Below are 19,236 nucleotides of genomic sequence, written 5' to 3'. Positions count from 1 at the left end.
GGCGGCGGAGTTTATCGGCTTTTTTCGCCAATCGTCTGCAAGTGCACGGCAAAACGTTCGGCGAGCCAGCGCGCGGCCGGACCGAGCGGCTCATCCCGGCGCCATACCAGCTCCACCACCAGGGCCGGCGGGGTCCATTCGCTGACCAGTTCGACCATCTGATTCTGATAAGTCGGGTACTGCACTACGTGGCGTGGCAGCCAGGCCCAGCCGAGGCCACGCACCAGCCATTCGGCCATCACATAGAAACTGTCGGCGCGCCAGACTTGCGGGCTGGCGGGATCACTGCCGGGATAAATGCTCGACGCCGTGGACATCAGCAACTGCCGATGTTGCGCCAATTGTTGGCTGTCCACTGCGCCTTTATGTGCCAACGGATGATCCTTGCCGCACACCGTGACCATTTCCACGCTGCCCAGCACCCGCCGTTCAAGTGCCTCGGGAATCTGATCGTGAAAGAACAGCAGCCCCAGATCGGCGCGCCGCTCCACCAGTTTGCGCGCGACATCGCCTTGGGCGGCGCTGGTCAGTTGCACTTCAAGGCTGGGGAATCTTTCCGCCAGGGCCTCGAAGCTTTCGATGATCGGCTGATACGGCATCGCTTCATCCTGCGCCACACGCAATCGCGCTTCCTGCCCGCGCATCATCGCCAGCGCCCGGCCGTTGAGCCGTTCGCACTGGCGCAACACCTCCCGCGCTTCGTCCAGCAAAGCGGTACCGGCTTCAGTGAGCTTCGGTTGACGCCCGCTGCTACGGTCGAACAGGCTGACACCCAGATCTTCTTCCAGCAACGCTATCGAACTGCTGACCGCCGACTGCGCCTTGCGCTGATCCCGCGCCACGGCAGAAAACGAACGCTGCTCCGCTACGCTGACAAACAACCGCAGCTGCTCCAGATTCCATTGCATGCTCATGGCTCAACCCATCTTCCAAACAGATAGGTAATGACTTTACCGCATCTGGAGAATCACTAGAATGCCGACCTCAGAGAGCAACACTTCACACGAGGATTGACCCATGACCGCTTACTACTACCTGGCCATTGCCATCTGCGCCGAAGTGATTGCCACTGTTTCGATGAAAGCCGTCAAGGGCCTTAGCACCCCGCTGCCACTGGTGCTGGTCATCGTCGGTTACGGGATCGCCTTCTGGATGTTGACCCTGGTGGTGCGCAGCGTTCCGGTGGGTGTGGCGTACGCCGTGTGGGCCGGCATGGGGATCGTGATGGTCAGCATTGCGGCGCTGTTTATCTACGGGCAAAAGCTGGACGTGCCGGCGATGCTGGGGATGGCGTTGATTGTGCTGGGCGTGGTGGTCATCCAGCTCTTCTCCAAAACTGCGGGTCACTAACATTTGAAACGCAATCCCCTGTGGGAGCGAGCTTGCTCGCGATAGCGGTGGGTCAGTCAACATTGATCAACATTGATGTTGAATGCCATGCCGTCATCGCGAGCAAGCTCGCTCCCACAGGGTTACTCGTTGGCTCGAGAGTACTGGCGTCAGCCCCTCCAATCTTCGAGTCTGTATACTGCGCCCTCGTCTTGAACACAGAGGTCGCCGAATGCCATCCGTTATTTCCACCGACGTTCTGATTGTCGGCGCTGGTGTCGCCGGCCTCTGGCTGAATGCGCGCCTGCGCCGCCAGGGGTTTTCGACCGTGCTGGTGGAAAGCGCCAGCCTCGGCGGCGGGCAGAGCGTGAAGTCCCAGGGCATCATCCACGGCGGCGCCAAATACGCGCTGCACGGCGCCCTGACCGGCGCTTCGGAAGCCATATCCGACATGCCGCGCCGCTGGCGCGAAGCCCTGGCTGGTGACGGCGAGCTGGACCTGTCCGGCGTACGCCTGCTGTCCGAAGCTCATTACCTCTGGTCCCCAGGCACCCTCGCCGGCAACCTCACCAGCTTCTTTGCCAGCAAGGCCGTGCGCGGTCGCGTCGATCAGGTCAAGGGCGAGCAATTGCCGCCGGCCCTGCAGGACAAGCGCTTCAAGGGCAAGGTCTATCGCCTGGCGGAACTGGTGGTCGATGTGCCGAGCCTGATCCAGCGCCTGGCCGATCTGGCCGGAGATGGCTTGCTCGCCGGACAAAAGATCGAGCCGCTGCTGGAAGGTGGCGTGCTGGTCGGCCTGAAGGTCGATGAGCGCGAAATCCGCGCCCAGCGCATCGTCCTCAGTGCCGGTGCCGGGACGGCGGCATTGCTTGAAGCGCTGGGCCTGAGCCAACCCGCCATGCAGCGCCGCCCGTTGCACATGATCATCGCCAAAGGGCCGAGCCTCAAACCGCTTTACGCCCATTGCCTGGGTGGCGGCACCAAACCGCGCATCACCGTGACCACGCACCCGGCGGCGGATGGCCAATGGGTCTGGTACCTGGGCGGCGATATCGCGGAATCTGAAGGTGTGGCCCGTGAGCCCGCCGAGCAGATCGCCACCGCACACAAAGAACTCGGCCAATTGCTGCCATGGATCGACCTGAGCACGGTGCAATGGGCGACCTTGCGCGTGGATCGCGCCGAACCGCTGCAATCAGGCCTGACGCGTCCCGACAACGCCTTTGTTGCCGAGGAAGGCCGCCTGCTGGTGGGCTGGCCGACCAAGCTCGCCCTGGCGCCAGACTTCGCCGACCGCGTGATCGCCAGCCTGACCCGCGACGGCATTCAGCCAAGCCACCCGGCAGCATTGCCGGAACTGCCGAAGCCGCCGATGGGCGTACCGGCCTGGGAACAACTGCTGCCATGAGCCAACCGACCCTGCATGACTTGCATCGCCCACTGGGCAGCACCGGCCTGCTGGTTTCACCCCTGGGCCTGGGCACAGTGAAACTGGGCCGCGACCAAGGGGTGAAGTATCCCAACGGCTTCAGGATTCCCGATGACGATGAAGCGCGCATGTTGCTCAAGCTCACACGCGACCTGGGCATCAATCTGATCGACACCGCACCAGCCTATGGTCGCAGCGAAGAACGCCTGGGCCCGTTGCTGCGCGGTCAACGCCAGGACTGGGTGATTGTCAGCAAGGTGGGCGAAGAGTTCGCCGACGGCCAGTCCCTTCACGATTTCAGCGCTGCGCACACACGAATGTCGGTGGAACGCAGCCTGCAACGCCTGGAAACGGACTTCATCGACCTGGTGCTGGTGCACTCCGATGGTAACGATCTGGCGATCCTCAATGACTGCGAAGTCTACGAGACGCTCGCCGCGCTCAAGGCCGAAGGCAAGATTCGCGGTTTCGGCTTTTCCGGCAAAACTGTCGAAGGCGGTTTGAAGGCGCTGGAGCAAGGCGACTGCGCGATGGTCACCTACAATCTGAACGAACAAAACGAGAAGGCCGTCATTGACTATGCTGCTGCACACGGCAAAGCCATTCTGATCAAGAAAGCCCTCGCCAGCGGTCATGTCTGCCTGAGTCCGGGGGTGGATCCGGTGCGCGCCAGTTTCGAATTGTTGTTTGAACATCCGGGTGTTGCCAGTGCTATTGTCGGGACCATCAATCCGCTGCACCTCGCCCACAATGTCGCGACCGTTGCCCAGGTCCTACGTAGCCACTGACGCCGCCCACGCGGCCTTAAGCAGGAGCCGACATGTCGCGTACGCTCATCAGAAAGAACCCGAGCAACTTCAAGACCCTGCCGTTATTCGTCGAAGCGACCCCCGAAGGCCTGGCTTATCAGAGCGTCGGCAGGCCGCTGAACTTCGCCCAGACCCTGCAACGTCGTCGTCCGGTGACGGTCGGCGACAGCGAACGGTTTGCCCTGGAGCTGGCCAACCTCGGGGTTTCGGTGCGCCTGACCCTGCATTGGCAGAATCGCGACTATTGGGTGCTGGTGCGCCAACGCCGGCAGGACCGCGGCGATGTGGTGCTCAAGCTGATCTCCGGCTACGTGCCGGCCCATGAGCTGAACCTGCCCTTGCACACGGCGATCCAGGAGATTGCCGAAGAATGCCTGCTGGAAACCCCGGAAGGCTGGCTCGGTGGGCGGTTCAATGACACCTGGCTGCCGACGCCCTACGCTGCCGCCCTGCATTACCGTGAAGCCCTGCCGTTTCGCTTGTCGCCACTGTCCGGCTCGGCGCGGCCGGTACGTTGCGCCAACCTGATGCTGATAGAACGCCCGCGGGCTTACGTGCATTTGCCAACGGCGTCACTGCAGTTGATTTACGACTTGCGCCTGGACGTTCCCAAGGAAGCCAAATCCCTGAGCCTGTTCCATGTCGATGAAAGACTGGAAGGCGATCAACTCGTCGCCCGCCTCGACCGCAAGCGACCCGATCTGTACTTGATGCCCTTGCAGGACGGCCACCCGCTGGCTGAGCTCTACACCTTGAAAAAGGATCAACTGTACCCGGCCAGCACGCGCGGCCTGTACCTGGCCGAGAGTTTTGCCCGACAGGACGGCTGGCTGGTGCGCGATGAGCGGATTCGCTGGAAGGACTGGGTGAGACAGCAGGGATTGACCCCACCGGGAAAGGATTCGGGGTTGGCGCGGTTGCGCGGCAAGGCCAAGCAACTGCTGAAGAAGATCGTTCCGAGTAAAAAGGTCAGCTCTTAAACGTAAAAGATCGCAGCCTGCGGCAGCTCCTACGTTGGAACGCGTGTTCCTGTAGGAGCTGCCGCAGGCTGCGATCTTTTGATTTTACGATCCCCAGGCTACCGGAAAAGATCGCAGGCTACGCCAGCTCTTACGACTTGCGGATCTTCTCGACAATCGCGGTGGTCGAGCTGTTTTCCACCAGCCCGAGCACTTTCACTGTGCCGCCGTACGCCTTCACGATGTCCGCGCCGACCACCTGGTCGATTCCGTAGTCACCGCCCTTGACCAGCACATCCGGCTTGAGCGCGCTCAGCAGGTTTTCCGGAGTGCCTTCCGGGAAACTGATGACCCAGTCCACCGCCCCCAGACCGGCCAGCACCGCCATGCGCCGGTCGACACTGTTGATCGGACGGCCCGGCCCTTTCAGGCGGCTGACCGATGCATCGTCGTTTACCGCAACGATCAAACGATCGCCCTGGGCCCGCGCCTGCTCGAGGTAGGTCACATGGCCGGCGTGCAGGATATCGAAGCAACCGTTGGTGAACACGATCCGCTCGTTGTGCGCGCGGGCATCGTCGACCGCCAGCAACAGTTGCTCAAGCCCCAGCACACCGCGCTCGGAACCCTCCTCGCGCTGGATCGCACGACGCAGTTCCGGCGCACTGATGGCCGCCGTACCGAGCTTGCCGACCACGATACCGGCCGCCAGATTGGCCAGAGCCACCGCGTGAGGCAGTTCTTCGCCAGCGGCAATCGCGGCCGCCAGAGTGGAAATTACTGTGTCGCCGGCACCGGTCACATCGAACACTTCACGGGCACGGGCCGGCAAGTGCAGCGCCGGGTGGTCCGGACGCAACAAGGTCATGCCGTGCTCGCCACGTGTCACCAGCAAGGCACCGAGGTCCAGATCGTGCATCAGCTGCGCGCCCTTGCTCACCAACTCGTGCTCATCGGCGCAACCACCGACGATGGTTTCGAATTCGTTGAGATTCGGCGTGATCAGGCTCGCACCGCGGTAGATCGAGAAATCCTTGCCCTTGGGATCGGCCAGCACAGGAATGCCACGGGCACGGGCGGCCTGGATCAGCGCCTGATGGTTTTTCAGCGCGCCCTTGCCGTAGTCGGACAGCACCAGCACCTTGATGCCTTCGAGCAACTCGTCGACCTGCACGGCCAGCGCCAGCGCGTCAGTGGCGAAGGGTTCTTCGAAGTCGATACGCAGCAATTGCTGGTGACGGCTCATGACCCGCAGCTTGACGATGGTCGGCTGGTGCGCAATGCGCTGGAAGATGGCCCGCACGCCGGCGCCCTTGAGGCTGTTGACCAGGCTGTTGGCGGCTTCATCGTCGCCGGTGACACCGACCAGCGAGGCCGGGGCCCCCAGGGCGGCAATGTTCAAGGCAACGTTGGCAGCGCCGCCCGGACGGTCCTCGATGTGATCGACCTTGACCACCGGCACCGGCGCCTCAGGAGAAATCCGTGAGGTACCACCATGCCAGTAACGGTCGAGCATGACATCGCCGACTACCAAGACAGGGGCTTGATCGAATCGCGGCATGGACAACTTCATGGTGCAACCCACATACAGAATGAACAGGGGCGCGATATTAGCACAGGGTTGGTGTCGGCTTGTGCGGCGGCTGCAACCGGATGATTCGCCGGGGTTTATTGCTCATTTTTTGAGCAGTAGATCCGCCAGACGACAACACGCATCGCTCATTTCCATCGCTTGCATATCGATGTGAAAGGGCGAGCCAGGCTCGCCCTTTCGGGGTCAGGCGATGTCTTCGGCCGGGGCGTCGAGGCCCATCGCGTTGAGGCGCGAGTAGTAGCCGTTTTGCGCCAGCAGTTGCTCATGGGTGCCGCGCTCGACGATTTTCCCCTGATCCATGACCAGGATCAGGTCGGCCTTCTCGATGGTCGACAGGCGGTGAGCGATCACCAGCGTGGTGCGACCTTTCATGACCTGATCCAGGGCGGCCTGAATATGCCGCTCGGACTCGGTATCGAGTGCCGAGGTCGCCTCATCGAGAATCAGCAGCGGAGCATTTTTCAACAGCGCCCGGGCAATCGCCAGGCGCTGGCGCTGGCCACCGGACAGCAGCACGCCGTTTTCCCCGACCTGGGTATCCAGGCCTTCAGGCAACTGAGCAATGAAGTCCATTGCATAGGCATCCTTGGCCGCCTTTTCAATGTCTTCACGGGGTGCGCCAGCCAGGTCGCCATAAGCGATGTTGTTGGCCACAGTGTCGCTGAACAGGGTCACGTGCTGGGTCACCTGGGCGATATGCCGACGCAGGTTCAACAGCTTGTACTGCTCCACTTCGACGCCATCGATGAGGATTTCGCCCTTGTCGTGGTGATAGAAACGCGGAATCAGGTTGGCCAGGGTCGACTTGCCGCTGCCCGAACGTCCCACCAGCGCCACCATTTGTCCGGGCTCGACCGAGAAACTGATGTCATTGAGCACCTGGCGTTCGGTGTCAGGGTAGGTAAAGCTGAGGTTGCGCACGTCCAGACGACCGCTGACAACGTCGCGCTCGACGGTGCCGGTGTCGACTTCAGGTGCGACATCCAGTTGTTCAAAGATACTTTCGGCACCAGCCACACCCTTCTGGATGGTCGAGCTGACTTCGGACAGTTGGCGAATCGGCTTGGGCAGCAGGCCGGCCAGGGTGATGTAGGCCACCATGTCGCCGGCTGAGGCATCGCCACGCAGGAACAGCACCAGGAACATCAGCACGGCCATGGCGGTGTAGATCACCAATTGCAGCAGCGGCGTGTAGATGGCGCCGGTGCGGGTCATGCGCAATTGCTTGTCAGTGTTGCCCTGGCTGGCGTCGAAGAAGCGTTTCTCTTCGTAGGCTTCACCGCCGAAGCTGCGCACCACGCGATAACCCTGGATGGTTTCGGACGCCACATGCGTCACGTCTCCCATGGCCAGCTGGATTTTTTTGCTCTGCTTGCGGAATTTCTTGCTGGCGGTGCGCACCATGATGGCGATCAGCGGCAGGATGGCGACCATGACCAGCGTCAGGCGCCAGTTCATGAACAACAGCGAAGCAAACAGGAAGATCACCGTCATGCCTTCACGAATTACGACCTTGATCGCATCCGTTGCCGCCCCCGTGACCATGGTCACGTTGAAGGTGATACGTGAAATCAGGTGCCCCGAGTTATGCTTGTCGAAATACCGGTTTGGCAACACCAGCAGGTTGTTGAACAACTGCACCCGCAAGTCATGGACCAGGCCCAGGGAAACCTTGGCCAGGAAGTAGTTGCCCAGGTACGACCCCAATCCCTGCCAGGCAGCGATCAGGATGATCAACAACGGCACCGCCTGCAGCAGTTGCAGATCCCGCAGGTAGGGCACGCTTGGAAACAGCGCCGCTTCAGGGTTGGACAGACCGTCGACGAAGTACTTGAGGATGTAGCCCAGCATTGGCTGCGTCGAAGCGAAAATCAGAAAACCGACGATGCTGATCAGGAACAGGCTGATGTACGGCCGGACATAGCCGAGCAGACGGAAATAGATTTTCAAGCTCGATGGGCTTGCACTGAGACTGGAGTCGGTCATATCACGCGAATGTCGATAAAAAGGACGCTGACTTTAGCACAGCTTCCCCAGGGTTCTGGCAATCGCATACAGTCTGTGTATTGTGGCGCGTCAAATAACCACCAGATGTCCCGGCCTTGGTACGCTCGCTCAATTCAGGAATAAGTTACTCAGCATGCAATCAAACGCTTTGAACAGCACATCCAATAGACTCTTCGATTTCATTTGCTTGTGGATCCTTCCGCTCGGTTATTTATTGCTGCTTTGTGCGCTGTTTTTCCTGCCTGGGCGCAGCGTGCATCACAAGCTTTACTATGGCCTGTTCAGCATTCCGGCGCTGATTGCGCTGTGCCTGCGTCCGCGGCTCAGCAAAGAACTGCTGCGCGAACCGATCGTCATTGCCGCCCTGCTGTTTGTGGCGTGGGCACTGCTCAGTCTGCGCTGGGGACTGGGCGGCGACATCGACTTCGGTGAGTTCAAACCCCCATTGCACACCCTGTTTCTGTTCGTCGGCTGTTACCTGCTGGTGCGCTATCGCAGCGAAATCATTCAGCCCCTGCTGTTCTGCGCCGCGATCGTGGCGCTGGTCGCCACTGTCTACAACCTGTACAGGTTCGGCCTGATCTACCAACCGGAAATGCGCCTGATCGGAGTAGGTGCGTTCGACAACCCACTGCTCAGCTCCCACGTTTTCGGTTTTTTCTGTACCTACTGGCTGAGCCTGAGCATGACCTGCAAGCGACACCAGGTACTTTGGTTGAGCATACCGGCGATGGCGATCATGTTCGCCGCCGTCCTGGCCACCGGCTCAAGGACTCCGCTGGTTGCACTGACGCTGGCCGCGCTGTGGCTGAGTTACATCTGCTGGAATCGACAGTCGGTCTTCATGCTTGGTTCCATGTTCATCGCCGAAACGGCGACTTTCGCGTTGTTTGCAGACAAGATCTTCGAAAGAGGCAGTTCCTTCCGTATCGAACTCTGGCAAATGGCCCTGGACAAGATCGCTGAACATCCATGGATCGGGCACGGCTACAACGCTGGACTGAGCCTGGACCCCGGCGCCGGCTCCCCCCTTCAGGAGCCTCATAGCTTCGCCCTGGGCGTGCTCTACTACGTCGGCATTATCGGTCTGCTGCCATGGCTGTTCTTCCTTGTGTGGAGCTTCATCAGCAGCCGGCGCCATCGCGTGCAACCGCTGTTTATCATTGCCTCGACCTGGCTGGCCTTCGGTATCGGTGCGGGGCTGACCGAAGGTGGCGGGATTATCTCTCGCCCCAAGGAGCACTGGTTCCTGCTGTGGATCCCGTTGGCACTGATTGCCGCATTGAGCATCAATCAACGGGCCAGGCGCCTGCTGGACAGACCGATCAAGACCGCGACGCCAAGCACCCTGCAACAGCTGACGGCCGATGCCCGGATCATCGAAGAAGATGGTTTGGGCCCCAAAGTCCTGCGCCTGACCGATGGTAGCTTTCTCAAGCTGTTCCGCCGTCGCCGCTGGTACACCTCAGGCAGTTTCACGCCCTACTCCGATCGTTTTGCCGTCAACAGCGTGCAACTGCGCAGCATGGGCATCCCGACGCCGCACATCCTCGACCTTTACCGGTTCGAAGACGGCAGCACCGCCGTGCACTACTCTCCCTTGCCGGGCAACACGCTACGCCAGATCCTGCAAGGCATCACCGCCCCGGCGGTGCGCCAGGCACTGGTGGAGCGCTTCGGCAAATTCATGGCCCAACTGCATCGGCAAGGGGTCTACTTCCGCTCCCTGCACCTGGGCAATGTGCTGGTGCTGGAAGACGGCGAGTTCGGCCTGATCGACCTGGCCGACCTGCGAATTTACCCTTCATCGTTGAGCCCTTCGCTGCGTCGGCGCAATCTTCGCCACATGCAGCGCTACGCATCGGATCGGCACTGGCTGTTCGAGGATCACTTCGAAGCGCTTCTGCAGGGATACGCTGCGGTGGCTTCGAAATCCGACGTTGATAATTTGCACAGGCACGTGCTGGCCGGGAGTCCTCCGGCCCAGGCTCACCGATGATAGAAACCAACCCGCTTATCGCGATGACGGCCTACCTGCTCGCCATCGCGACTGCTGCGCTACTGTTGCGCGGCGTGCCGAGACTCACCCGACAGCTGGAGCATCGCGGCGAAAGCCGCTTTGCCGGCATCGACGGCTTACGCGGGTATCTGGCCTTCGGCGTGTTCGTCCATCACTCGATCATTACCTGGATCTTTCTGCAAACCGGCGTGACCGATTTTCCGCCGAGCAACTTCTACTCACAGCTCGGCCAGGGCAGCGTCGCCCTCTTTTTCATGATCACCAGCTTTCTGTTCTGGGATCGCTTGCTCACCCACGGGCGGCAACACGACTGGCTGGCATTTGCGGTATCCCGGCTGTTTCGCCTCTACCCGCTCTACCTGCCGCTGATGTTGACCGTGTTTGTCTGTGTGTTCTATTTGCAGGACTGGGAACTCAAGGACTCCGGCACCCAGCTCATTGGCCAGACCCTGGCCTGGCTGATCTTCGACCGGCCAGACGTCAACCAGTACCACCAGACCGGCATGCTGATCTCCAACGTCACCTGGACGCTGGGGTACGAGGTGTTTTTCTACCTGGCCCTGCCACTGGCCGCCATGGTGTTCATTTATCGCGGCGGCCGGATGCAGACGGTGCTGTGCCTGATCGGCATCTACGCCCTGTACCAGGTGGTCGGCTGGGAACACTCGCTGAAGAAGCACTTGCTGGCCAGTTTCCTCGGCGGCATCGCTGCAGCGTACTGGGTTCGCCGTCCACAATGGGTCGCCTGGAGCCTGTCTCCCCTGGCGGGCATCATCGCCCTGCTCGCATTGGCGATCGCCTTTACGGAGTTCAACCGGGCATTCAACCTGGGAGCGCTGCTGCTGCTTTCACTGTTCTTTGTGATCGTGGCGTCCGGCAACACCTTGTTCGGCGCCCTGAGACCACGCAGCATTCGCTGGCTGGGGGAAATCAGCTACAGCACGTATTTGCTGCACGGTTTCGTACTCTGGGTACTGGTGCAGCGACTGCCACCGCTATTGCATCTTGACGCCCGGCAAGCCTGGGTCTTCCTGCCGCTGCTGGCTGTGTGCAGTTGCCTGCTGATCATCATCAGCAGCCTGACTTACCTGTACATCGAAAAGCCCGGTATCAATGCCGGCAAGAAAACCCTGCACTGGTTGCGCCAGAACAGGAAGCAGAGGAAAGAGTTTTTGGAGGAGGCGGCTCAACAACGTTGAGCAATCGTCGCGGCATATCGCCACCCAACATCCCTCACCACCCCGCGCCCCTTGAGTCCAGCCTATGGCTCAGTCTTTCTCCAGCCGCGAGAAATACATCCGCCCCAGCCCGCGCCAGGTTTTCTTGCTCCAGGCCTTGAAAGGAATCTGCGCCAGCAGCTCCCGCGCCAGCTTGCGATCACGGTTGGCGGTCTTGAGGAACATGGAGTTGAGAAATTTGTAGCGCACCTCGTCATACAGCGGGTGATCGCTGAAGAGCGCGTAGGTGCGCAGGATGCTGTCGATCATGAAGCGGTGGTTCTTGTAGGAGTTGGTGGCGTGCTTGCGATAACGCGCCATCAACACATTCAGACCATCGATGAAGTAACCGGCATGGGTCACCTTCAGTTCAATCAGCAAGTCTTCCAGGCGAATGGTCGGGTCGAAACCGCCCACCTTCTCCAGCGCTTCGCGACGGATCATCAGGGTGGGGGCCGGAGGATAGGGCTTGCGCTCCAGGAACATGTCTTCGAAGTCCAGACGACGGAACGGTACATCCCGGCGCTGGCGCTTCTCGGGGTAGAGATTGCCGTCGGCATCGATCAACTCGATGTTACCGGCGCAGATGCCGACCTCGGGCTTGCCGTCCATATGGGCGACCTGGGTGGCGATTCGCTCCGGCAACATGATGTCATCCGAACCGAACGGCACGATCAGGCTGCCCTTGGCCCGGGCAATCGCACCATTGAGGGTGTTGGTCAGCCCCTGGTTTTCCTGCACCCGGAAATCGAAACCATGGATGGCCTGTAGTGCCTTGATCCGCTCGACGCTGTCATCTTTCGAGCCATCGTCGACCACCAGCAACTCGATGTTCCGATAGGTCTGGTTGAGGACGCTGAGAATGCTTTCCTCGATGTAAGGGGCATGGTTATACGACGCGATGATGACCGTGACGATGGGTTGCGCGTCGTTCATGGCTGTTCCTTGCGGGCCTGTTCCAGGCCGGAGTCGATCAGATTGAGGTATTCCCGACGGAACTCCTCGATGTCATGGTGTTGCTGCAGATAACGGAAGGCCTGCTCACCCTTGGCCTTGAGCTCGTCATCCGACAGCCCGAGGTAGGTGTCCAGCGCAGCCTGCAGCGTCGGCACATCCTTCGGTGTAATCGCCAGGCCACCAGCCCCCTCGATGAGCGGCAACATGGCCGGCACGTTCGAGGCAATCACCGGCAAATGCCCGCTCATGCCTTCGAGCAGCGCCAGCCCGAGGCCTTCGGCCAGCGAAGGCATGGTCCAGATATCGAAAGCGCGAATGTACTGCAGGGCAATTTCCTTGAACCCCAGCAAATGGGCGCGACCGCTGAGACCGAGGCGGTCGATTTCCGCCGCCAGGCGCGACTCTTCACGGCCGGCTCCGATGATCGCCAGTTGGGTATTCGGGTATTTGTCCTTGAGTGCCGCGAAGGCCTGCAGCAAATAGATATGGCCCTTGACCGGCACCAGTCGCCCCAACGCACCGATCAGCCGCACCGACGGATCGATGCCCAACATTTCACGGGCCTTTTCACGACTGTGTTGCAGGCCTTCGGCTTGCTCGATGTCGATGGCATTGGTGATGGCGTAGGTATTCTGGTCGGTGAAGCCGCAGTCACAGTCCAGCAGATACTGTTTCACCGCAGGCGACACGCCGACGAAGCGCCAGTGACGATCGATCAGGCGCTGGGTCTGGCGGCGCCGGTAAAAACGGTCGTACTCGCCAAAGCCGTGGGAAATGCCGATGCACAAAGGCACTTTCAGCCAGCGGTTGAGCGCCAGCATCATGTTCACCGGCTTGAAGCGGTTGCAGATCACCACATCGAATTTTTCCCGACGGCAGAACTTGTACAGCTGCCACATGGCCCGCAGGCGCATGCCCTTGAGGGACTTGTCGGAAAACTCGAAGTACACCGAACGGTCGGCTCGGCTCACCGCTTCGCCCGGCCCGGGTTTGCCGCGCAAAAACGCGGCAGTCACTTCATAGCGCTCACTGGGCAGAGCCTTGACGATTTGCTCCGCGAGGTCGGCGAAATCATGGGCTTTGACGTTGTAGTCAGGCTGCAGTTGCAGGACCTTTGACCGCTGACTCATAACTCTCCCCGCTGAGAAACATTGCCTGGTGTGTGCTTGAGCGACCACAAAAGCTCGTGGCGCCGGACGGCCTTGCGAAAGAACTCGTTCTGGCCATAGGTGGGCGGCAAGCGGCCGGCCAACAACCGTTGGATCAACCGACGCAAGCGACGCTTGAACGGCATCGCCGGTTGCAGGTCGTGCATCATGCCCAATGCCATGGCCTTGTCTCGCTGCTGCTCCAGCGGCAAGGGCAGGCAATAAGGCTGCATTGGTCGGGCCGGATCGAAGGCAGGCGGCAAGGCGATGCCATCACCGGTATCGCCCATCGGCCAGCGGTCGTTGTCGTGCAGGTGATTGGCATAACCCAATAGCGTGGTCGGTTGCCAGTCCAGGCCTTGCAAGGCCTCGAGGACTGCCGCCTGGGCGCAGATATGATCGGGATGCGGATCCAGGGTCGGATGCGGCAGAACGATGACCTCAGGCCGGGCCCGCAGCAACAGCTCGCGCAGATCCGCCAGCAGGTTGTTCCAGGTCGGCGCGCCATCGACATCGCCGGGCAGTGCGAAAGGATTCAGCCGGCGGAACAGACGGATGTCGCTCATATCCGCTTCCCGCGATCCCGCCGCCACCGCAGGCGCAGCCTGCATGCTCGGCAACTGCAGACAGAAGTAACCCAGTTGTACGCAGTGAGCCTCGGGCACACCGGCCCAACGTGGCACGGCAATGCTGTCCCAGGTGCGCAGACGGCCTTTCAAGCGGGCCGCATCGACCTTGTTCAGGCCCATCTGCCGATAGTGTTCGGCTTCGATTTCACCGGCGGTCAGCGTGACGATCCAGGTTTCGTCGGCTTGGCTGTACAAACCGTAGGCCGCCAGCTCGGCGTCATCGGCGTGGGGGGCGATGACCATCACCCGCTGACGCCGGTAATCCGGATGCTCGAACGCCCACAGCACGGGCTCACCAAACACGCGACAGAAGCGCCCGCGCAAGCGCAGGTCACCACGGGACAGCGCCTGAGCCTGACCACTGAGATTGAGGTAACGCAGGCCGTTTACGCCCCGTTCGAAGGTTTGTCGGTCAGGGTTTTCGCCACCCGCCAACTCGACCACCGGATCGAGAAAACGCCCCAGCCAGGTGCTTTTCACCCGCAGGGCCAGCACCAGCGTCGCGTCGTCGACCAGCATCACGCCTTCGTCCAGCCGCAAGTGTTCACCGCTCAGGTGCACCTTGGGCTGTGGCGTGTACGGAGGAAAGCTGTACTGGTAATCGTCTTTCGCTGAGTAGAACAGATGGTCGGCAAACCAGGCTTCGTGGGCAATCCAGCCCAGAACCGCCAGCACCAGCGGCAACCACCAGGCCACCGCCACCCCCATGACGATCAACAGCACCAGCGCAATCAACAGGCCGATACGTTTATTGCGCCGGTGGCGCTTGAGCAGTTGCTGTTTGCGGCTCATGGCTTGGCTCATACAGTGAAAACCGGCACGGGGTTACACCAGCGATCCTTGTACTCACGATCGGCGCGACCGAAGGAAAAGCGCAACGGTTTGTCCTGCGCCCGGGCATGCTCCCAGGCGCTTTGCGTATTGAGAAAACTCAGCACACTGCCAGGGCTGAACTCGCGAGTCTCGGGATCGACTCCGCCGTTGATGTACTCGACGCTTATCCACTGCGGGGTTTCGACGCGGTACACCAGTTGAATCGCAATCGGCGCATCGTTGAGGAAAATCACCGAACCGATCAGCAACTCGCGCAGCAACTCGATGACTTCGGCCATGCGTTCGGCACCCGTCGCCGGGAAGCCCCAGCGGCGCTGGAACAGGTCGCAATAAATCGCCGCCAGATCGACGCTGGAAAATTCGGACACCGGCCGCACTACACCACCGGCCTCTTCCAGCAAGCGCAATTCGCGGCGCTGGTTATAGCGAAATTTTTTCGACAGTTCTTCGGGTGTGCGGGCCATGGCCAGCTGTTCGGCTTGCAACTTGATGCCAGTGAAACGACCTTCGCTCAGCGCCGACAGATATCGCGCGCGATGGCGCAAAGGCGCCTGGGTATCGGCAGCGGCAGGCAGGATGATCTCGGCGTTGCCCAGGTCGAACAGACCTTTTTTGCCGCGACGCTTGAGCACGTCCTTGGACAAGGCCAGGTCGCGCCCCCAGGTCGGGATCGCCGCCTTGACCTCGTCACCCTGGACCCAGGCCAGGTAACGCACCGGAATCTCGGCCAGTTTCGCCAGCCGCTCGACCACCATCGGATGAGTTGCGACGCTGCCGCCATAACGCTGCCAGGTGTCGGCGTAAATCGAGGCGTCGACTACCGCCCAGCCACGCTCGCGCCAGCCTTGAAATCGGTTGAGCATCAGCCCCTCTGTGCCAGTTCGGTAACGTGCGGCAAATGCCAGAAAGCATCGCGTACCGCGCAATCGGAGAAGCGTTCGCGCAAGCGCTCGAGCATTAACTCGGCACACTGTCGGCGTTGCTGATCATCCATGCCAGCCAGATGTTGCAGCCCTTGGGCCAGACGCCCGGCATCGCCCAACGGGAACAGGATGCCCACGCCTTCGACCACTTCTTTCGCTCCGCCGCACGCCGTGGCGAGCAACGGTACACCAGCGGCCATGGCCTCCAGCAACACCATGCCGAACGGTTCGTGATCAGAGCTCAGGGCAAACACATCGAAGGCCCGGAAGTAGTTGCGCGCATCCGGCACCTGACCGAGAAACAGCACCCGGTCACCGATACCCAGCTCCCGGGCTTGAGCCTTGAGGTTTTCCTCCAGACGCCCCTTACCGAGAATCACCAGCTGACTGTTGGCAGGCAACCCCGGCAACGACTCCGCGAATCCCTGCAACAGCGTGGCCTGGTCCTTGTCCGGATGCAGGCGTCCGACGTTGCCGACGATCCAGGCATCCGCCGCCAAACCGAGGGTTTCCCGGGCCTCGCGAGCCGACACCTGGGCCGCCTGCAAGGCGTCCACGTCGATACGGTTGTACAAGGTCTGGATCCGCGAAGCCGGCCACTTCGGCAGGCATTGGCGCATGTCGTCACGCACGGCGTCGGACACACCGAGCAGACTCAGACGCTTGCGGAAAATATGCGCGAACAGTTTGCGGCTACCACGCTTGTAATCGTCAAAAGCGTGATGCACGCCAATCACCGGCAACGACGTGCCGAGCAAGGCGATATAGATCGGCTTGAAGCGGTGGGCGATGCAGAAACTGAAGTTGCGCGATGCGGCGATCTTGCGCAGATCGCCGATGGCGCCCAGCTTCAGGCCACGGATGGCCTTGGAGCTGTACTCCATGAACAACACTTCATCGGAAGCACACGCAGCGGCCACCTCGCTATCGGCAACCCCGGTGAGAAACACCGTGGTCACTCGATAGCCAGTCCCCGCGAACAGGCTGGCATACTGCCGTGCGCAGTCCAGGAACGGCCCGTCATAGCCGTGGCAGAACTGCAGCACATGGCGTTCAGCCGAGCGAGTCATAAGCGTTTGCGCCCTCTTTGACCACCAGGATGTCTTCCATGATCAGGTATTGCAGATCGGAGCCGAAGAACATGTTCAATGCGTCGGTCGGCGAGCAGATCATCGGTTCGCCGCGACGGTTGAGCGAGGTGTTGAGCGACACGCCGTTGCCGGTGAGCACTTCCAGCGCTTTCATCATGTCGTAGTAGCGCGGGTTGTATTCGCGCTTAAGCACCTGGGCGCGGGAAGTCCCGTCTTCGTGGACGACTTCCGGCACGCGGGTTTTCCACTCTTCAGCCACTTCGAAGGTGAAGGTCATGAACGGAGCCGGGTGATCGATCTTGATCATCTGTGGGGCCACAGTGTCGAGCATCGACGGGCAGAAAGGCCTCCAGCGCTCGCGGAACTTGATCTGGTGGTTGATGCGGTCGGCCACACCCGCAATGCTCGGGCAACCGATGATCGAACGCCCGCCCAGTGCACGCGGACCGAACTCCATGCGGCCCTGGAACCAGGCCACCGGGTTGCCATCGACCATGATTTTGGCGATCTGCTCCGGCATGTTGTCGAGCTTGCGCCACGTCGGCTTGTTCTCGTGACGGGCACACGCGGCGATCACGTCTTCATTGCTGTACGACGGGCCGAGGTAGACGTGTTCCATCTTCTCGACCGGTACGCCACGGGCGTGGGACACATAAGCTGCCGCGCCCACTGCGGTACCGGCGTCGCCGGAGGCAGGCTGAACAAACAGCTCCTTGACGTCGTCGCGAGCGATGATTTTCTGGTTGAGCTTGACGTTCAATGCACAGCCACCGGCGTAGGCCAGTTTGCCGGTTTCCTTGAGCACGTCGCCCAGGTAGTAGTCGATCATCTGCAGCGCAATTTTTTCGAACAGCGCTTGAATGCTCGCAGCGTAGTGGATGTACGGCTCGTCGGCGATGTCGCCTTCGCGCTTGGGACCCAACCACTCGATCAGCTTCGGCGAGAAGTAGTAACCCTTGCCCTTCTCTTTGTAACGACGCAGGCCGATGACGTTGGCGTAGTCGGTGTTGATCACCAGCTCGCCGTTTTCGAACGAAGCCAGGCGCGAGAAATCGTATTTGCTGGCATCGCCATACGGCGCCATGCCCATGACCTTGAACTCACCGTCGAGCATGTCGAAACCGAGGAACTCGGTGATCGCGCCGTACAGGCCGCCGAGGGAGTCCGGATCGAAGAATTCCTTGATCTTGTGGATCTTGCCGTTTTCGCCGTAACCGAAGAAGGTCGTGGCGTACTCGCCCTTGCCGTCGATGCCCAGGATCGCGGTTTTCTCTTTGAAACCGGAGCAGTGATAGGCGCTGGAGGCGTGGGCCAGGTGGTGTTCGACCGGCTCGATCTTGATCTTCTTCGGATCAAACCCCAGTTGTTCCAGGCACCAGACGATCTTGTTGCGATAGCGCTTGTAGCGACGGTTGCCCATCAGGATCGCGTCGAGTGCACGGTCCGGGGCGTACCAGTAACGCTTGGCGTACTGCCAGCGGGCCTTGCCGAACAGGCTGATCGGTGCGAATGGAATCGCTACCACGTCAACGTCGGACGGCTTGATGCCGGCCTGTTCCAGGCAGAACTTCGCCGATTCGTAGGGCATGCGGTTCTTTGCATGTTTATCGCGTACGAAGCGTTCCTCTTCAGCCGCCGCGACCAGCTTGCCGTCGATGTACAGGGCTGCGGAAGGATCATGGCTAAGGGCGCCGGACAGGCCAAGAATCGTCAATGCCACAGGGGTCTAGCCTCTTTAGTCTGCATGCAGGCGCAAGCGCCTCAAAAATTAATGTGCCCTCGCAAGGGGCGAGAGACAGCTAAAGGGCGGGATTATAGCTTAAAAGCAGCGGCAAACCTCTAGCCGCAAACGGCCAGCGACTGCAGCAGGGACCTCGCGGCATTTTTATCCGCGCGCAGGTCGCCAATAGATGGAAATATTGCCGTCCACGCTTTGCCGGTAAATCGTGTACGGCAAGACAACGGTGTCCAGCGCGCCAGACACGGCCAGGTCCACCAATACGAGCGGCACAAGGATACCCGTAGGGTCTGGCGGTGCATTCAATACACAGAAGTCGTAGGCGAGGCCGCTGTAGACCCGGGGAATGGATTGGCAATAGGTCTTTTGCCGGCGCAGCCCCTGCGCGGCCTGGGCTTCATCCTGTAGGACGGTGGCGGTGGTCCCGCAACCCATTAGCGACACTGATAAAACACCCGCTGAAACTGCCATTTTGATCGTCAAAGCCTGCCCTCCGAGAACGTCAGGCAAACTAGCATCGGGGAGATTCAGGCCACAGCTCATGACTTCCCA

The 19,236-nt window shown here is 60.7% G+C and carries 16 protein-coding genes; 6 read left to right on the top strand and 10 right to left on the bottom strand.

Going from position 1 to position 19,236, the window contains the following annotated elements; translation table 11 throughout:
• Window positions 1-11: 11 nt before the first annotated feature.
• Window positions 12-914 carry a LysR family transcriptional regulator gene (locus ACM6IK_RS24770; protein ID WP_414876404.1) on the bottom strand — a complete coding sequence of 301 codons (903 nt, stop codon included), beginning with the start codon at window positions 912-914 and terminating at the stop codon, window positions 12-14.
• A 103-nt stretch (window positions 915-1,017) separates the two neighbouring features.
• On the opposite strand from ACM6IK_RS24770, the gene ACM6IK_RS24765 reads away from it, so the two are divergent.
• The 4 genes from ACM6IK_RS24765 (at window position 1,018) to ACM6IK_RS24750 (ending at window position 4,547) form a co-directional block, all read left to right on the top strand.
• Complete coding sequence (locus ACM6IK_RS24765) at window positions 1,018-1,350, top strand: DMT family transporter (protein WP_414876403.1); 333 nt, start codon at window positions 1,018-1,020, stop codon at window positions 1,348-1,350.
• A 211-nt stretch (window positions 1,351-1,561) separates the two neighbouring features.
• Window positions 1,562-2,737, top strand: a complete 1,176-nt coding sequence (locus tag ACM6IK_RS24760) for an NAD(P)/FAD-dependent oxidoreductase (RefSeq protein ID WP_414876402.1) — start codon at window positions 1,562-1,564, stop codon at window positions 2,735-2,737.
• The gene (locus ACM6IK_RS24755; protein ID WP_414876401.1) at window positions 2,734-3,546 is read left to right on the top strand and encodes an aldo/keto reductase; all 813 of its coding nucleotides are present in this window, start codon (window positions 2,734-2,736) and stop codon (window positions 3,544-3,546) included. Before ACM6IK_RS24760 ends, ACM6IK_RS24755 begins: the two co-directional genes overlap by 4 nt.
• Window positions 3,547-3,578: 32 nt before the next feature.
• The gene (locus ACM6IK_RS24750; RefSeq protein WP_414876400.1) at window positions 3,579-4,547 is read left to right on the top strand and encodes a metal ABC transporter ATPase; all 969 of its coding nucleotides are present in this window, start codon (window positions 3,579-3,581) and stop codon (window positions 4,545-4,547) included.
• A gap of 130 nt (window positions 4,548-4,677) precedes the next feature.
• Here ACM6IK_RS24750 and hldE read toward each other — a convergent pair whose 3' ends face one another.
• Window positions 4,678-6,099 carry a bifunctional D-glycero-beta-D-manno-heptose-7-phosphate kinase/D-glycero-beta-D-manno-heptose 1-phosphate adenylyltransferase HldE gene (gene hldE, locus ACM6IK_RS24745; RefSeq protein WP_414876399.1) on the bottom strand — a complete coding sequence of 474 codons (1,422 nt, stop codon included), beginning with the start codon at window positions 6,097-6,099 and terminating at the stop codon, window positions 4,678-4,680.
• Window positions 6,100-6,303: 204 nt separating this feature from the next.
• Entirely contained in the window at window positions 6,304-8,106 is a 1,803-nt protein-coding gene (msbA, locus tag ACM6IK_RS24740) for a lipid A export permease/ATP-binding protein MsbA (RefSeq protein ID WP_414876398.1), read from the bottom strand.
• A 154-nt stretch (window positions 8,107-8,260) separates the two neighbouring features.
• On the opposite strand from msbA, the gene ACM6IK_RS24735 reads away from it, so the two are divergent.
• Both ACM6IK_RS24735 and ACM6IK_RS24730 read left to right on the top strand, forming a co-directional pair.
• Window positions 8,261-10,126, top strand: a complete 1,866-nt coding sequence (locus ACM6IK_RS24735) for an O-antigen ligase family protein (protein ID WP_414876397.1) — start codon at window positions 8,261-8,263, stop codon at window positions 10,124-10,126.
• Entirely contained in the window at window positions 10,123-11,346 is a 1,224-nt protein-coding gene (locus ACM6IK_RS24730) for an acyltransferase family protein (RefSeq protein ID WP_414876396.1), read from the top strand. The genes ACM6IK_RS24735 and ACM6IK_RS24730 overlap by 4 nt, the downstream gene beginning before the upstream one ends.
• 69 nt (window positions 11,347-11,415) lie before the next feature.
• Here the strand turns inward: ACM6IK_RS24730 and ACM6IK_RS24725 are convergent, their stop codons facing one another.
• The 7 genes from ACM6IK_RS24725 to ACM6IK_RS24695 form a co-directional block, all read right to left on the bottom strand.
• Window positions 11,416-12,300: a glycosyltransferase gene (locus ACM6IK_RS24725; protein ID WP_414876395.1), complete on the bottom strand. Its 885-nt coding sequence runs from the start codon at window positions 12,298-12,300 to the stop codon at window positions 11,416-11,418.
• Entirely contained in the window at window positions 12,297-13,451 is a 1,155-nt protein-coding gene (locus ACM6IK_RS24720) for a glycosyltransferase family 4 protein (RefSeq protein ID WP_414876394.1), read from the bottom strand. The genes ACM6IK_RS24725 and ACM6IK_RS24720 overlap by 4 nt, the downstream gene beginning before the upstream one ends.
• Window positions 13,448-14,890: a PIG-L deacetylase family protein gene (locus ACM6IK_RS24715; RefSeq protein WP_414876393.1), complete on the bottom strand. Its 1,443-nt coding sequence runs from the start codon at window positions 14,888-14,890 to the stop codon at window positions 13,448-13,450. The genes ACM6IK_RS24720 and ACM6IK_RS24715 overlap by 4 nt, the downstream gene beginning before the upstream one ends.
• A gap of 8 nt (window positions 14,891-14,898) precedes the next feature.
• The gene (locus tag ACM6IK_RS24710; protein ID WP_414876392.1) at window positions 14,899-15,795 is read right to left on the bottom strand and encodes an antimicrobial resistance protein Mig-14; all 897 of its coding nucleotides are present in this window, start codon (window positions 15,793-15,795) and stop codon (window positions 14,899-14,901) included.
• Window positions 15,795-16,925: a glycosyltransferase gene (locus ACM6IK_RS24705; protein WP_414876391.1), complete on the bottom strand. Its 1,131-nt coding sequence runs from the start codon at window positions 16,923-16,925 to the stop codon at window positions 15,795-15,797. The genes ACM6IK_RS24710 and ACM6IK_RS24705 overlap by 1 nt, the downstream gene beginning before the upstream one ends.
• A complete protein-coding gene (locus ACM6IK_RS24700) occupies window positions 16,909-18,666 on the bottom strand; it encodes a carbamoyltransferase (protein ID WP_414876390.1) in 1,758 nt (585 codons plus the stop codon). Before ACM6IK_RS24700 ends, ACM6IK_RS24705 begins: the two co-directional genes overlap by 17 nt.
• A gap of 165 nt (window positions 18,667-18,831) precedes the next feature.
• On the bottom strand, window positions 18,832-19,167 hold the full coding sequence (locus ACM6IK_RS24695; RefSeq protein WP_414876389.1) for a YceK/YidQ family lipoprotein: 336 nt from the start codon (window positions 19,165-19,167) through the stop codon (window positions 18,832-18,834).
• Between the last annotated feature and the right edge of the window lie 69 nt (window positions 19,168-19,236).

Origin of the sequence: Pseudomonas sp. IT-196MI5, assembly GCF_949767415.1 — a bacterium.
GTDB lineage: Bacteria > Pseudomonadota > Gammaproteobacteria > Pseudomonadales > Pseudomonadaceae > Aquipseudomonas.
The sequence above is the reverse complement of the archived record's forward strand: the minus strand, read 5'-3'. Positions and strand labels throughout refer to the sequence as shown.